At 54.7% G+C, this 14,418-nt stretch carries 12 protein-coding genes; 6 read left to right on the top strand and 6 right to left on the bottom strand.

Annotation, left to right across the window (positions count from 1 at the left end; translation table 11 throughout):
• Positions 1-30 precede the first annotated feature (30 nt).
• Positions 31-1,347 carry a xylose isomerase gene (xylA, locus tag ACFQI7_RS20395; RefSeq protein WP_218100304.1) on the bottom strand — a complete coding sequence of 439 codons (1,317 nt, stop codon included), beginning with the start codon at positions 1,345-1,347 and terminating at the stop codon, positions 31-33.
• Positions 1,348-1,599: 252 nt separating this feature from the next.
• On the opposite strand from xylA, the gene ACFQI7_RS20400 reads away from it, so the two are divergent.
• Together ACFQI7_RS20400 and ACFQI7_RS20405 are read left to right on the top strand one after the other, a co-directional pair.
• Positions 1,600-2,772, top strand: coding sequence for an ROK family transcriptional regulator (locus ACFQI7_RS20400; protein ID WP_218100305.1), 1,173 nt, complete (start codon positions 1,600-1,602; stop codon positions 2,770-2,772).
• A gap of 5 nt (positions 2,773-2,777) precedes the next feature.
• Positions 2,778-3,980 carry an MFS transporter gene (locus ACFQI7_RS20405; protein WP_218100306.1) on the top strand — a complete coding sequence of 401 codons (1,203 nt, stop codon included), beginning with the start codon at positions 2,778-2,780 and terminating at the stop codon, positions 3,978-3,980.
• 200 nt (positions 3,981-4,180) lie between these two features.
• Here the strand turns inward: ACFQI7_RS20405 and ACFQI7_RS20410 are convergent, their stop codons facing one another.
• Together ACFQI7_RS20410 and ACFQI7_RS20415 are read right to left on the bottom strand one after the other, a co-directional pair.
• Positions 4,181-4,501, bottom strand: a complete 321-nt coding sequence (locus tag ACFQI7_RS20410; protein ID WP_218100307.1) for a hypothetical protein — start codon at positions 4,499-4,501, stop codon at positions 4,181-4,183.
• Between the two features lie 210 nt (positions 4,502-4,711).
• Positions 4,712-6,337 (bottom strand): FAD-dependent oxidoreductase, encoded by a 1,626-nt coding sequence (locus ACFQI7_RS20415; RefSeq protein ID WP_218100308.1) that lies wholly within the window; start codon positions 6,335-6,337, stop codon positions 4,712-4,714.
• A 253-nt stretch (positions 6,338-6,590) separates the two neighbouring features.
• On the opposite strand from ACFQI7_RS20415, the gene ACFQI7_RS20420 reads away from it, so the two are divergent.
• Together ACFQI7_RS20420 and ilvA are read left to right on the top strand one after the other, a co-directional pair.
• On the top strand, positions 6,591-7,832 hold the full coding sequence (locus tag ACFQI7_RS20420; protein ID WP_218100309.1) for an S-layer homology domain-containing protein: 1,242 nt from the start codon (positions 6,591-6,593) through the stop codon (positions 7,830-7,832).
• Positions 7,833-8,039: 207 nt separating this feature from the next.
• Complete coding sequence (ilvA, locus tag ACFQI7_RS20425; protein ID WP_218100310.1) at positions 8,040-9,293, top strand: threonine ammonia-lyase IlvA; 1,254 nt, start codon at positions 8,040-8,042, stop codon at positions 9,291-9,293.
• 81 nt (positions 9,294-9,374) lie between these two features.
• On the opposite strand, the gene ACFQI7_RS20430 is transcribed toward ilvA, so the two are convergent.
• Positions 9,375-9,791 (bottom strand): NUDIX hydrolase, encoded by a 417-nt coding sequence (locus ACFQI7_RS20430; protein ID WP_218100311.1) that lies wholly within the window; start codon positions 9,789-9,791, stop codon positions 9,375-9,377.
• 131 nt (positions 9,792-9,922) lie between these two features.
• Complete coding sequence (locus ACFQI7_RS20435) at positions 9,923-11,230, bottom strand: aminotransferase class I/II-fold pyridoxal phosphate-dependent enzyme (RefSeq protein WP_218100312.1); 1,308 nt, start codon at positions 11,228-11,230, stop codon at positions 9,923-9,925.
• 190 nt (positions 11,231-11,420) lie between these two features.
• Here ACFQI7_RS20435 and ACFQI7_RS20440 point away from each other — a divergent pair, with 190 nt between their 5' ends.
• On the top strand, positions 11,421-12,185 hold the full coding sequence (locus ACFQI7_RS20440; RefSeq protein WP_218100313.1) for a DeoR/GlpR family DNA-binding transcription regulator: 765 nt from the start codon (positions 11,421-11,423) through the stop codon (positions 12,183-12,185).
• A 102-nt stretch (positions 12,186-12,287) separates the two neighbouring features.
• On the top strand, positions 12,288-13,121 hold the full coding sequence (gene kduI, locus ACFQI7_RS20445; RefSeq protein ID WP_218100314.1) for a 5-dehydro-4-deoxy-D-glucuronate isomerase: 834 nt from the start codon (positions 12,288-12,290) through the stop codon (positions 13,119-13,121).
• Positions 13,122-13,424: 303 nt separating this feature from the next.
• On the opposite strand, the gene glsA is transcribed toward kduI, so the two are convergent.
• On the bottom strand, positions 13,425-14,375 hold the full coding sequence (gene glsA / locus ACFQI7_RS20450) for a glutaminase A (protein WP_218100315.1): 951 nt from the start codon (positions 14,373-14,375) through the stop codon (positions 13,425-13,427).
• Positions 14,376-14,418: the final 43 nt, after the last annotated feature.

Below are 14,418 nucleotides of genomic sequence, written 5' to 3' on the forward strand. Positions count from 1 at the left end.
CTTCTTCGGCTTTATCGTATTAGGTCAAGCTTATACGTTGCTGATATATTGATTGATCACGTTTTTGATCAGCTCGGTGCGGCCGGATTGGTTCACGATCGGTTTATTTTGCAGCGCGTACGCTTCGAGCGATTTGAGATCCGCTTTGCCCGAGACGATGTCGGCGCCGATGCCGGTCTTGAAGGAAGCGTAGCGGTTGTCGATCACGTCGTCCAGCACGCGGTCTTCGATCAGCTTCACGGCCACTTGCAGACCTCTCGCGAAAGCATCCATCCCGGCGATGTGCGCGTATACGACATCGATCGGCTCGAAGGAGGAGCGGCGTACTTTGGCGTCGAAGTTGACGCCGCCGCGGCCGATGCCGCCTTCGTTGAGAAGGATCTCATACATGGCGAGCGTCGTCGAGTACAGGTCGGTCGGAAATTCGTCGGTGTCCCAGCCGAGCAGCATGTCGCCCTGGTTCGCATCGATCGAACCGAGCACGCCGTTTATCCGTGAGACGCGCAGCTCATGCTCGAACGTATGGCCCGCGAGCGTCGCGTGATTCGCTTCGATATTCAGCTTGAAGTGCGGGAGCAGGTCGTATTTATGCAAGAAAGACAGCGCCGTAGCCGCATCGAAATCATACTGATGCTTCGTCGGCTCCTTCGGCTTCGGTTCGATCAGGAACTGCGCGTCAAAGCCGATTTCTTTGGCATAATCGACGGCTAGGTGGAGGAATCTCGCCAAATTGTCTAGCTCGAGCCCGAGGTCCGTGTTGAGCAGCGTCTCATAGCCTTCGCGGCCGCCCCAGAACACGTAGTTTTCCGCGCCGAGCTCTTTGCCGTGCTCCAGCGCTTTTTTCACCTGCGCTGCGGCATAAGCGAACACGTCCGCATTGCAGGTCGTTGCCGCACCGTGTACGAAGCGGGGGTTGGAGAACATGTTGGCCGTATTCCAGAGCAGCTTTTTGCCGGATGCTTTCATGTGATCTTTCAACAGCGCGACGATCGTGTCCAGGTTCCGGTTCGTCTCCTGCAGCGTAGCGCCTTCCGGAGCGATGTCACGGTCATGGAAGCAGAAGTAGTCGACGTCCAGAATGTTCAGCAGCTCGAAGCAGGCTTCTACGCGGGCTTTGGCGAGGTCCATGCCGCTGTATTGATCCCAGCCGCGAACCGCCGTGCCGCTGCCGAACGGGTCGGTGCCGTTTGCGGTGAACGAATGCCAGTAGGCAACGGCAAAGCGCAAATGCTCCCGCATCGTTTTACCGAGAATGAGTTGTTCCGGGTTGTAAAATTTAAAGGAAAGCGGGTTGGTCGACTGCCGGCCTTCGAATTGAATTTTCGATACATTACCAAAGTAGCTCATTGATCATCCCTCCGGATAATAAAAAATAGGAGTCCGTTCCACGGCTCGATCGGCCGTATAGAAACGCTTGCAAAAGTCATCATATCATGAAGCTGCCAACTTTGTAAATTGATTAAACAAACTTAGTTAATGCAGAAACGGATCGTTTCGTGTTAAAATCAGTGTCGTCACGAATATACTTGAATGTTCGCTTACAAGCGTTCGTCGGTCCTGCCAGGATCGGCTATGCTTGGAGGCGCGGAGGCTTAACGAATGAAGCAAACCGGTGATTTGAATCTGGTGAAAAAAATAAACAAATCGATCGTTCTGCAGCATATTCGCAGTACTTCGCCCGTTTCAAGGGCTCGCCTGGCGGAGCTCACGGGGCTGACGAAAGCGACGGTGTCGTCGCTTGTGGCGGAGCTGATCGAAAGCAGGCTTGTCGACGAGATCGGCGCGGGGGAGTCGAGCGGAGGGCGCAAGCCTGTCATGCTGCTGTTCAACGGGACCGCCGGTTATGCGGTCGGGGTGGATCTTGGCATCAACTATATATGGGCGGCGCTGACGGATTTGAACGGCAATACGGTGGAGCAGTATCGGCTGAAGCATAACAACACCTCCGTGGAATCGGTAATCGCCGATCTGATCGCCTGCATCCGGGAGGTGGCCGGACGGGCGCCGGACAGCGCCTACGGTATCGTCGGCATCGGCATCGGCATTCCGGGCTTCAGCGACGAACGGGGCAACGTCCTGTTCGCCCCGAATCTCGGATGGGAGAACGTGCCGCTGCAGCAGTTGATCGAGCAGGAGTTTGCGATCCCGGTCGTGATCGACAATGAAGCGAACGCGGGCGCAGTAGGCGAAAAGCAGTTCGGCGCAGGCCAAGAAGCGGCCCATCTCGTGTACGTCAGCATCGGTATGGGGATCGGCACCGGCATTATTATCAAAGACGAGTTGTTCCGCGGCTCCTCCGGCTTCTCGGGGGAAATGGGGCATATTTCGATCCAATATGACGGCAAGCCTTGCCGCTGCGGAAACGCCGGCTGCTGGGAGCTGTACGCGTCGGAGAACGCACTGCTGGAACAGGCGCGCGCCGTCATGCCGGGCGGCGACGTCAGCGTAGAGACGCTCATTCGGCTGGCGGAAGAGGGGGACCTTGCCGCGATAGAATGCTTTGAACGGCTGGGTCGCTACCTCGGCATCGGGATCGTCAATATTATTAACAGCTTCAACCCGGAGCTGATTGTCATCGGGGGAAGATTGGCGGAAGCGGAGCGCTGGCTTCGCGGAGCGGTTCATGAAGTGGTGGAGCGGCGTTCCTTGCCTTACCCCCGGGCGCAGCTGCAGGTGCAGTTTTCCGCGCTCGGCGCGGGAGCGACCGTACTTGGCGCGTGCTCGTTTGCGATCGGCAAATTTTTCGCTTCGACAAAAGTATCGGTGGAGTGATCGACATGGACATACGTTCAAGCAAAGCTTCTTACCGCATCCCGTTATTTTGCGCGGTGACGCTGTTATTCTGGTTTTCGATGTACACATGCGTGCCGATATTGGCCGCCTACGTCGAAGATTTGGGGGCGTCCCATAAGATGGCCGGCCTGATCGTCGGCATGTACGGACTGAGCCAGATGCTGCTGCGCATCCCGGTCGGCGTCATTTCGGATCGCTTCCACAAAAGGAAGCTGTTCATCGTCTTCGGGCTGGTGTTCTCCGTGCTGGCGGGCGTCGGCATTCTCGTCACGCAAGACTTGACGTGGATCTTAATATTGCGTGCGCTGGCCGGAGCGGCGGCTGCGACATGGGTCGATTTCACGATTTTGTTCGCCAGCTATTTTGCCAAGGAAGCGACGACGCAGGCGATGGGCACGCTGTCGGTCTACAACTCGCTCGGACAAATGCTCGGCATCTTGACGGGCGGCTGGTTTGCCGATTATTACGGGTGGGAATCGGCGTTTCTCATCGGGGCGGCTGTTGGCGTCATCGGGCTTGCGGCTGCATTTTACCTGGTGGAGAAAGTGGACCCGGATGCCCAGAAGATCACCTTCGAGGGCGTGCTGGAAGTAGCGGGCGACCGGACGCTGCTGACGGTTTCGTTCTTGTCCATTTTGTTCCAGGTGTTGACCTTTGCGACGGTGTTCGGCTTTACGCCGGTGTTTGCCCAATCGCTCGGCGCTTCCAAGCTTGATATGGGATTGCTGACGTTTTTCTCCACGTTCCCGACGGCGCTTGCGGCCTGGATCGGCGGCAGGCATCTGGCTCAGAAAATCGGCGAGAAGCAGGTGGTCGTTATCGGCTTTGTTATAAGCGGCCTCTTTACGCTGATCATTCCGTTTACGGGATCATTGTGGCTGCTCATCGCCACGCAGGCGCTGGCCGGCTTCGGCCGCGGCTTCACGTCGCCGGTGCTGATGTCGCTCAGCATCAAGCATATGGATACGGGCAAGCGGGCTACGGCCATGGGCTTCTACCAAGCGATTTACGGGCTCGGCATGTTCGGCGGGCCGCTGTTCATGGGAATCGCCGGCGATTGGCTCACGCTTCAGCAAGGATTCGTCATCGTCGGCCTGCTCGGATGCGTGACCGCCGTCCTAGGCCAGCTCCTGCTTCGCACGGGACGGCGGCCGATGCCAAACGCTGCGCCCAAAACGAATGCCTAGACCAAATAAAACAAAGCCGTTGCGCTTTAGATGGAGAACGGCGGAAACAGCGCAGCACCCCGCTGCGGCATAACAAAATGAGCCATTCTACCCGACTATGTTTCACGGTGGGTAGAATGGCTCATTTTGGCTTCCGCTCCAACACGAATGTATCCTCATCGAAAAAGCTTGGTCACAAGTTCATCCTGTTCAATCACTCTTCAAGTATATAACAGCGTTATGACAAGCAGATTGTAGAGTACTAGTGGGAGAATCACATTGTAATAAGAAGCGCCGGCAACCGGGCCCCAGAAGCCGCGATGCCCGTGCGGATGCGGAACGCTCAAATACACGTGTCCCTCGTCGCAGCTTACGATGACGCCTTCATATACATGGCCCTCTACCGTCTGGAGACGGACGAAATGATGGGTATGCTGTTTACAAATATGGTGGATGCGGTCGCGAATCGCCTTCAAGGTGTGAACGGCCTGCGTATCGGCTTGATACAATACTTGCGGTTGTACGGGATGGTGATAACTCATGACTTTACCTCCGCCTGGAATAGGCTGTTTTTACCAGCGTATGCAGGCGTCCGCCCAAAGGTTCCGCGTTTGACTAATCAGGCGAATTGCTCCGTGGTGCCATTTTTTTCGCCTCTAACGGCGCTTTACAGGCTTGACTCGCAAAAAAATAACCCCCGGTTCGTCGGAATCACTGACCGAACGAACAGGGGGATTGACTTGAATGTACCGCTACTTCTTCCTTGTCTTGATATACTGAGGGTAGACGATTTCGCCTGTGTCCAGCTTCGCGATTTCATCCGCCGTCCAGCCTGCGATCTTGTTGTTGCCGGTGGCGCCGGTCAGCTTGATGTTGTATTTGCTGGCGAGATAGCTGTGCAGCGCAGGCATGTCCGCTTCCTTCACTTCGCGCAGCTTTTTCTTGCCTTGAATTTGCCCGAGGATGACGCCGATCGATTCGGCGGCCAGACTCGTATTCGGCTGAATGCGGGCACTGCCGTAAGCGATCGCCGAGGATCCGACGTTTTTTCCGGCCATAATGACGTTGTCGTAGTTTTTTAGCAGGAAGCTGCGCATCGGCATGCCATACTTGTCGGGTCGTCCCATCTCGATGCCCCATTTGTTGGCGCTCGTGCCTTGAAGATCGAGCGGATAGCCGGCGATGCTGACGTTATCCCAGAACATCCGGGCGCCCAGCATATCGGACGGTTTCAGCACGTAATCGGTTTCGTAATGGTTGTACTCGCGGATGTACAAATAATTCGGGAAGCCGTTCAGCTCGGCATGTTCCCAGCCAGGAAGGCTTTTGCGGAAATGCTCGAGAATGAGCGGGATTTCTTTTTTGCCGAGCGTCATGGCATCCGCAACCGATTGATCGTCCGCAGGATCGACCGTATAGATCAGAAACGCGTTAATGATCACTTCCCCGTCCCGTTGGTTCACCGCATTCAGTCCCCGCAAAAACACGCGGTCGTTCGTCGGCTTGTACTTGCCGGTCATGCCGGCCAAGCTGATCGCATAGCTGTTGTCTACCGAACCCCAACCGTATTTGGTGCGCTTTTCGTCGGCCGGCGTTGCGTTGAACTGCGATTGGAACTTGGCCCAATCGACATTTTTGAATTTCATCATCATGCCCGAGCTCATATATTCGACGTTCGTTTGCCCGTAAAATGATTCGAGTCCAGGCATCCGAGGCACTTGCAGCTTGCTTACGAGCGCGGCGAAGTCTGAGTTTTCCACCCAGTAGGAGGAGGTAATCCGTTTCTTTTGGCCGTCTTTGCCCGTGTAGACCAAGGCGTCGATCGCATGGGGGCCGAACGAACCGGGAGACAGCTCCAGACCGTTGATTTTAACACCTTGCTCGACCGGAATGTCTTTGCTCAGCTTGTCAAAATATTGCTCGAATTCCTTCAGCTTGCGAATTTTTCCGTTGCGGAATCCGTCGAACAGCTCCTTGGCCCGTCCTTGTACGAGCAGCCGATGCTGATCGTCCCGGGTTTCGTCCAGGAACAGCATTTCGCCCTGCAGCACTTGGCCTCCGAACGCTGCCCGCGGATCAAGCACTTTGACCTTCAATCCTTCGTCCGCCGCCGCTCGGGCCAAATACAACCCTTCCAATTCGCTACCGATGACGACAACATCGACTTTCTCGGTCGGCGGGGGCGGATCTTTCGGCTCCGGTTTCGATTCCGGCTTCACGGTGCCAGGATCTGCCGTTCCGCCGGTTCCAGACGGCGCGGCGGCATTGCGAGGTTCTTTGGCCCCGGCATTCCACTGTATCACGCTGTAGATCGCCGCCAGCGCCACCAGGGCCAGCACGGCGACGCCTACGGAGAGCCTTTTGCCTTTTTTTCTCATCGCTTACTAATTCGCTCCTTTACATATGCAGGCGACTGGCTTGGTTCCCGCAGCAATCATATTTCTCTTACTAAAGTCTACCATGTTTCATAGAACGGTTCAAAAACGATTTTTCAGCAAACCTGCGGCGTTTATTCAGTAAATGTTCAGCACCCCCACAAACGATTTCGCGATAGCGAACGATGTAGTAAATCCAGGAACTCTTCGCGCGAAAGTTCTTACACTTACATAACCCAAAGGAGAATGACACTTTATGAACAATACGTTCAAGAAAACAATGATTTCCGGATTGACGCTGGCGATGGTGCTTGGCGGTTCTACGGCTGCGTTTGCAGACGGCAAAGGCAAAGGCAATGACGATAAAGGGAAAGGCCGCGACGATAACGACCGCAGCAAGTATGAAACGACGGTAAAAGGAAACATCGATGTCAACCTCAACATCAAGCTCAGCTTCGACGATTTGAAGGGCAAAGACGTGGAGTGGGCTCAAAGATACATCGCATCTCTCGCTTCCAAACGCGTATTTGAAGGTTACGAGGACGGTACGTTCCAGCCGCGCAAAACGATCTCCCGCATTGAAGCGCTTACGGCAGCGGTTCGTCTGATGGGACTTAGAGACCAAGCGGAATCGGCCGATGCAACACAGGCGAACTTGAACTTTAAAGATGCCGACAAGCTGAAGCAAAAATACCCTTGGGCAGTAGGCTATGTGGCTGTAGCGCTGCAAAACGACCTGTTCTCGGAATCCGAAGACATGGTTCAACCGGAAAAAGAAGCCGACCGTCTTTGGGCGACGACACTGCTTGTCAAGGCGATGAAGCTGCAGGACGAAGCGAAGTCCAAGATGAACGCGAAGCTTCCGTTCAAGGATGCAAAGCAAATTCCGGCAGGTTCTGTCGGCTACGTAGCGGTCGCGATTGAACACAACCTTGTTGACGGCTATGAAGATAATACGTTCCGTCCGAACAAGCCGGTTACCCGTGCAGAGCTTGCGGCGCTTCTTGACCGGACAGGCAGCCAGCTTCCGGACAACGCTTCCATTAAGGGGACGGTTACGGGCACTGTGTACAACAACCTGCTGACGGTCAAAACAAGCAACAACGAAACGCTCAGCGTCGAGCTGGATCCGAACGCCTTCATCTTCCGCAACGGCTTGAAAGTGACCGCGGGCGAGCTGCAAACAAGCGACAAGGTGCTGATCCGCACTTACGGCGGCAAAGCGATTTACGTGGAAGTGTTGAACGCTTCAAACGATCAACAGCAGCGCGTCGACTTTACGGCAACGGGAACGTTCAATAGCTACACGCTGAACTCCAAAGGCGAAATCGGCTCGATTTCGATTAACCAGCAGCAGGCCAGCGGCAGCGTGACGACAGCCGTGTACAATGTAGCCTCCGAACTGTATATTTCCGGTGATGTAAGCCAGCTGACGCAAGGACGCCAGTTGGAGCTGAGAGGCAAAGATCAGCTCGTGCATACCATCATCATAAAGTAGATAAAGATAAAAAGGTTAGAATGACAACGAAGAACAGTCCTCTCGAGCGGAGAATAAGCCGTGCGGGAGGGCTGTTCTTTTGTACGCTCAAGGGAAAGTTGATGGCAGGGGTGGACAGCCGTTCCGATCCGTGTATAATTATATAAATTATTAACTTGCTTGGCTGAATGACTTCGAAGGGAATCGGGCGGAGGAGCGGAGAACAATATGAAGCAAGACCGAATCAAGCTGGAAGATATCATCGTCGCCAGCCATGTGCTGAAAGATGTCGTGCATCACACCCCTTTGCAAAAAAATTTCATTCTATCGGAAAAATACGGCTGCAACGTTTTCCTCAAACGGGAGGATTTGCAGGTGGTCCGTTCGTTCAAAATACGCGGCGCGTACAATATGATTAAAAGCTTGCCGGAGGAAAAGCTGCGCAAGGGCGTCGTCTGCGCGAGCGCGGGCAATCATGCGCAGGGCGTAGCCTACTCGTGCAAGGCGCTGGAGATTCCGGGCAAAATTTTCATGCCGGCGACGACGCCAAGGCAAAAAATTTCGCAGGTCAAGCTGTTCGGCGGCGCCTTCGTCGAGGTGATCTTGACTGGCGACACTTTCGACGATTCGCTTCGCGAAGCGGTCGAATGCGGGGAGCGGGAAGGGATGCAGTTCATCCATCCGTTCGATGATGCAAAAGTCGCGGCGGGACAAGGCACGGTCGGACTCGAACTGATGAACGACATGCGGAAGCCGGTCGATTACGTATTCGCCGGGATCGGCGGCGGCGGACTCATCTCCGGGATCGGTACTTACGTGAAGAGCATCAGCCCTTCGACGCGGTTGATCGGTGTGGAGGCGGCCGGTGCCCCGTCCATGCGCGAGTCGATCGACAAGGGAGAGATCGTGACGCTTGGCGAGATCGATAAATTCGTCGACGGTACGGCCGTGAAGAGAGTCGGCGAGCTAACCTTCGAAATATCCCGCGAAGTGGTGGACGACATTATCGTCGTTCACGAAGGGAAAGTGTGTACGACGATTCTCGAGCTGTACAACGAGAATGCGATCGTCGCCGAGCCGGCCGGGGCGCTGCCCGTAGCGGCGCTCGAATTTTATCGCGAGCAGATCGCGGGCAAGAACGTCGTTTGCGTCATCAGCGGCGGCAACAACGATATCGACCGGATGCAGGAAATCAAGGAGCGTTCGCTCATCTATGAAGGGCTCAAGCACTACTTCATCGTGAACTTCCCGCAGCGTGCGGGCGCATTGCGCGAATTTCTCGAGTATGTGCTCGGACCGAATGACGATATTACGCGCTTCGAGTATACGAAGAAAACGAGCAAGGAGAACGGGCCGGCGCTTGTGGGCATAGAGCTCAAGCAGCGGGACGATTACGGACCGCTCGTCGAGCGGATGCAGCAGAAGGGGTTCCGATACAGCGAGATCAACAAGGACCCGCATTTGTTCAATCTATTGATTTAACAGATGAATAGGCAGCTTAAACCGAAGACAGTAACGGTTTAAGCTGCTGCTGTTTATGTATTGCTTTTTTCAAGAGAGTGTCTAATCGGCAAGAATGATCTCCTGGCTCATCTTCACTTGTTCGATCATGTGGCCAATATTGCCTTCCCCCGCATACCGGGACATGTCAAAAAAGTCATTATCCAGATTCGACCAGTATAATTCATTTTCATCCCCTGAGATCTTTACGTCGCGTTTCAATTTGCCGGCATACACCTCGACATAACATTGCTGAAAGTAATATTGAAAGTCCATGACATGATGCAAAACAACATCTTCTTTGGCAATGCCGGTTTCTTCCAACAGCTCCCTGTAAGCCGCCTCCATCCCCGTTTCTCCAGGTTCGATTTTTCCGCCGACCAGATTGCTTAACCCCTTATAGGGCTCTTTCAATCGTTTGCACATCAGCAAGCGGTCCTTTTCTTTGCTGTATATCATAATGACGTTATATCCTTGCATGGTTTGACCTCCTTATTTTTCATTTTGAGCGAAGCAGAAAATCATATAAAAAAGCCGAGTTTCTGAACATCCGCTAGCGATAGCGGACGTTCGAGATACCCGGACTTTTTTGCTCCAAACAACCGACAACGTTATTTGGAAGCGACTTTATTGAGATCGATAACGCCTTGGTAGATCGTTTCGAACAGTTCTTGCAAATCCTGCTCTTCGATGCAGGAGAAGGCGACGCGAAGGTCGGTTTCGCCGAGAGCGATCGTGCCGATGCCGTACTTGTCGAGTAGGTGCAAGCGGAGCGTTTCGGCGTCAACCGTCTTCAGCTTCAGGCACATGAAATAGCCGGAGTTGAACGGGTAATATTCCCACACATCGCCGAATTTGCCGCTATCCAGCAGCGCTTTGACTTTATTGGCGCGGCCCTTCATAATTTCGAATTTCTCCTGCTTCTGCGCCTTGTATTCCGGCGATTGCAGCGCGCGCAGCACGAATGTCTGCGACGGATGCGGCCCGCTGGAGATGGTCGCGCGGATGATGCCCATCGTCTTTTGCTCCAGTGCGGCAAGCATCGCTTCACTTTGGCCGGCATACGTAATGAAGCCGACGCGGAAACCCCAGACGAATTCTTCCTTCGTTGCGCCGTCGATTTTGATCGACAAGACGCGCGGATGCAGATCCGCCAGCTTGCCTGCAAGCGACTCGTGAAGCGAATCTTCGAAGAAGAGGCCAAAGTAGGCATCGTCCGTCACGGCCACGACGTTAATGCCGGCTTCCGCCGCTTCCTTGATAGCCGCGACGATGGCATTGCCTTCTTCAGGACCCGGTGTGTAGCCTGTCGGGTTGTTCGGAAAGTTCAGGACGACGATCGCTTTGCCTTTGCCCTTTTGGGCGAGCAGAGCGCTGCGCAATGCATCGGCGTTGAACTTGCGCTGTTCGTTGTACAGCGGGTAGTATACGAGCTCGGCGCCGCGGCGGATGCCGAAGGTCAGCTCGTAGTTTTCCCAGTTCTTATCCGGAATGACGACGGCGTCGCCAGGCCCTGCGAACAAGTCGGCGACGATGCTGAGGCCGTGCGTGAGCGCGTTCGTTGCGATCGGCGTGCCGAGGCTTTTGCCTTGCAGCGACGGGTTTTCTTCCAGCATTTTGACTTTCCATGCCGCACGCAGCTCCGGCTTGCCGGCCGGCGGCGCATATTCGTAAATGTCCTTTGGGTTATAAGCGGACAATGTATCTTGAATGATTTTGAGATGCATCGGCTGCCCGTTCTCCAGAGCGGTGCCGATCGTTGCATTGAACTTGTTGGCCTTGGCTTTCGCTTCCGCGGATTGGCTCAAAATGCCGACCTTCGGAAAATAAATTTGTTTGCCTAGCTCGGATAACATCTCGTACACATGCGGATTCTCTTTGGCGATCGTATCGCACAGCTGTTGGGCAAGAGGGTTCATTACCTTTCATCCTTCCATGTTCTTCTTCTTGGCATTAGCCAATATTATATCACTTTACCGCAGCAGCGTCACGGCCGTCTTGGAACTTTGGCGGAATATTTTCAGAGGAACGGCTTGGTTTTGTTAAATCGGCTGTGATACGATAGAAGCGGCTACCACGGTAGCGTTTACTGCGTCAGGAGGTCTACGGGTGACAGCCATCAAACGATACGAGAAAATTATGGAGCTCCTCATGGCTCAGAGGGAAGTGTCCGTGGCGGACCTTGCCGAGCGGCTCGGAGTGACGGGAAAAACAATCCGGCAAGATTTGGTCAAGCTGGAGGGCAAAGGTGTGCTGGTCCGAACCCACGGCGGCGCCGTGCTTGCGAACGAGAACTACTCGGGCCTGCTTCAGGAACATGCGCCGAGCAGCAAGCGGAAGGACGAGAAGCAGCAGGCGGCGGCATGCGCCCTCGGGTTCATCGAACCGGGCGACATCATCGCGCTAGACAGCGGCAGCACGACGCTGGAGATTGCAAGAGGGCTCGACGACATACCGCTGACGGTCATTACCAACGATCTGTATATCATCGGCGAGCTGATCAAGAAAGAGCAGATCCGGCTCGTCGTACCCGGCGGTTTCCGCAGCCGCAACCTGCTGGTCAATGAAGATGCCGGCCGTTTTTTGCGGAAGCTGAACGTGCAGAAGGCGTTTTTGTCGACGACTGGCATTCACGCCGATTACGGCTTTACGATATTTACGCAAATGCATGTGGAGCAGAAGCGGGCGATGATTGAGACCGCAAGACATGTATACTGCGTGGCCGACCATGCCAAATTCGACAAATGCGCGCTCATTACATTCGCCGGATTGTCCGAGGTAGCCACGATCGTTACGGACCCGTCCGTCTCTGACGATACGGTGCGTAAATATGAACTTCTCGGCGTTCGTATTGAACGGACTTCTCATGACTAATCAGGTTCATTTTGGTTTAAATTTTTTTGTAATTGAACTTAAATAAACATTCGGGTTATAATAGTGTTGCTAAGAAAATGCACTCCGGGAGGAATTGAAATCATGGAAATCCGTTATGCCGTAAGCCCCGCAGAGACGAAAACGCTCGGTACCGAGCAATTGCGCAAAGAATTTTTGATTGAAAATCTGTTTGCGCCGGGCGAACTGAAACTTGTCTACTCGCACGTGGATCGCTTTATTACAGGCGGCGTCATTCCGACGAACGAGCCGGTCAAGCTCGAAGCGGACAAGCATACCATGGGTGCGGACTATTTCTTGGAGCGCCGCGAAATCGGGATCATCAACGTAGGGCCGAAAGGCTATGTTACCGTTGACGGCACCGAGTACGAAATGGACAGCAAAGATGGTTTGTACGTTGGTCTAGGCAACAAGGACGTCACGTTCCGCAGCGCAGACCCGTCCAATCCGGCGCGTTTTTATTTCAACTCGACGCCGGCTCACAGAAATTACCCGACCGAGAAAATTGCGATTTCCCAGGCAGATCCGCAGCATCTGGGTTCGATCACGAACTCCAACGAGCGGACGATCTACAGATACATTCACCTGAACGGCGTGAAAAGCTGCCAGCTCGTTATGGGCATGACGCTGCTGAAGCCGGGCAACATGTGGAATACGATGCCTTGCCATACGCATAACCGTCGTTCCGAGGTTTATTTTTACTTCGATATGCCGGAAGACGGCGTCGTGTTCCATCTGATGGGCGAGCCGACGGAAACCCGCCATGTCGTTATGCGCAACGAGCAGGCGGTCATTTCTCCTAGCTGGTCGATCCATAGCGGTGTCGGCACAAGCAATTATACGTTCATTTGGGGAATGGCCGGCGAGAACCAAGAGTTCTCCGACATGGACATGGTCGCAATGAAAGATTTGAAATAAGGTTGTTCCACTGTTACAAGACAAAGGCACAAGCGCGCGAATCATCGCGAGGCTTGTGCTTTTTTGCTTCATCATAAGAGCTTCGTTCAGAAACTTTTTAAAAATAGGTGAGTGGTTGCGCCATCCGGCAGCGTAGTAAACAATAAAGGGACTGAAGCGGCATCCGCAGGATGGGGGTTGCATGGAGATTAATGAAGAAAATGCCGGCATGGAGCTGGCGAGGCGCAACCCGCAGGCGCCTTAAAGGGCCGTGGAACATCGAGCTGGGTCAAATGCCCTCAGCGGCGGAGCGGTAAGGAGCGTTTAGAAAAGGCTCCAGTCGAATTCGCCGGACAGCGTCTCCAGCAGATGCACGCCGGCGACGCTGTTGCCTTTGTCGTTGAGCGCCGGCCCGACGACGCCGATGCCGTAGCGTCCGGGCACAAGGGCGAGAATGCCGCCGGCGACGCCGCTCTTGGCAGGCAGCCCGGCACGGATGGCGAATTCGCCGGAAGCGTTGTACATGCCGCAGGACACCATGAACGTCTTGGCGATCTGCACGTAGCGGCGGGGAATCAGCTCGCGGCCGCTCTGCGGATCTTTGCCGTTCAGCGCCAGCACGAGCGCCATTCGGGCGAGCTGGCGGCATGTGATTTCGACGGAGCAATGCTTAAAGTACACGTCCAGTACTTCTTCGACGTCATCCTGCTCTTCCAGCACCCGGTTGTCTTTCAGGAAATAAGCGAGCGACCGGTTACGGTGAGCGGTGGCGGACTCGGAACGGTACACGGCTTCGTTCCACTTCAGCGACGGCGCGTCCGCCAGCTCGCGGAAGAACGCGAGGATGCGTTCCGCTTTCGCGGCCGGGCTGCCGCCGCGAATCAATGAACTGATGGCGATCGCTCCGGCATTGATCAGCGGGTTGAACGGAATGCCCGGCTCCACCAGCTCCAGCTTCAGCATGGAATTGAAATCGTCGCCGGTCGGCTCCATCCCGACTTTCCGGAACACGCCTTCTTCGCCGTGATCCATCAAGGCCAGAATGAGCGTGAACACTTTGGAGATGCTCTGCATCGTGAAGGACAAGCCGCAGTCGCCGAGGGTGAGCGACTGTCCTTCCGTGCTCATGATTGTAATGCCGAGCGCGTCGGCGGGCGCGTGGGCGAGCTCGGGTATGTATGTGGCCGGACGGCCTTTGTGGGATTCCCGGCGGCTTTCCTCAAGCCAAGAAGGAAGTTGCTTCGTTAATCGTTCCCATTCGGATGCGGCGGTCATCGGATACACTCCTCTGTCATAATAAACCTATATTTGTCATTCA

The sequence above is a fragment of the Paenibacillus allorhizosphaerae genome, from assembly GCF_042659105.1.
GTDB classification, from domain to species: Bacteria; Bacillota; Bacilli; order Paenibacillales; family NBRC-103111; genus Paenibacillus_G; species Paenibacillus_G allorhizosphaerae.

Excerpts from the sequence above, each read along its gene's own strand:
- xylA (WP_218100304.1), bottom strand. The coding sequence starts at position 1,347 with ATGAGCTACTTTGGTAATGTATCGAAAATTCAATTCGAAGGCCGGCAG.
- ACFQI7_RS20430 (WP_218100311.1), bottom strand. The coding sequence starts at position 9,791 with ATGCAAGGATATAACGTCATTATGATATACAGCAAAGAAAAGGACCGC.
- glsA (WP_218100315.1), bottom strand. The coding sequence starts at position 14,375 with ATGACCGCCGCATCCGAATGGGAACGATTAACGAAGCAACTTCCTTCT.
- ACFQI7_RS20410 (WP_218100307.1), bottom strand. The coding sequence starts at position 4,501 with ATGAGTTATCACCATCCCGTACAACCGCAAGTATTGTATCAAGCCGAT.
- ACFQI7_RS20405 (WP_218100306.1), top strand. The coding sequence starts at position 2,778 with ATGGACATACGTTCAAGCAAAGCTTCTTACCGCATCCCGTTATTTTGC.
- ilvA (WP_218100310.1), top strand. The coding sequence starts at position 8,040 with ATGAAGCAAGACCGAATCAAGCTGGAAGATATCATCGTCGCCAGCCAT.
- kduI (WP_218100314.1), top strand. The coding sequence starts at position 12,288 with ATGGAAATCCGTTATGCCGTAAGCCCCGCAGAGACGAAAACGCTCGGT.
- ACFQI7_RS20400 (WP_218100305.1), top strand. The coding sequence starts at position 1,600 with ATGAAGCAAACCGGTGATTTGAATCTGGTGAAAAAAATAAACAAATCG.
- ACFQI7_RS20420 (WP_218100309.1), top strand. The coding sequence starts at position 6,591 with ATGAACAATACGTTCAAGAAAACAATGATTTCCGGATTGACGCTGGCG.
- ACFQI7_RS20415 (WP_218100308.1), bottom strand. The coding sequence starts at position 6,337 with ATGAGAAAAAAAGGCAAAAGGCTCTCCGTAGGCGTCGCCGTGCTGGCC.
- ACFQI7_RS20435 (WP_218100312.1), bottom strand. The coding sequence starts at position 11,230 with ATGAACCCTCTTGCCCAACAGCTGTGCGATACGATCGCCAAAGAGAAT.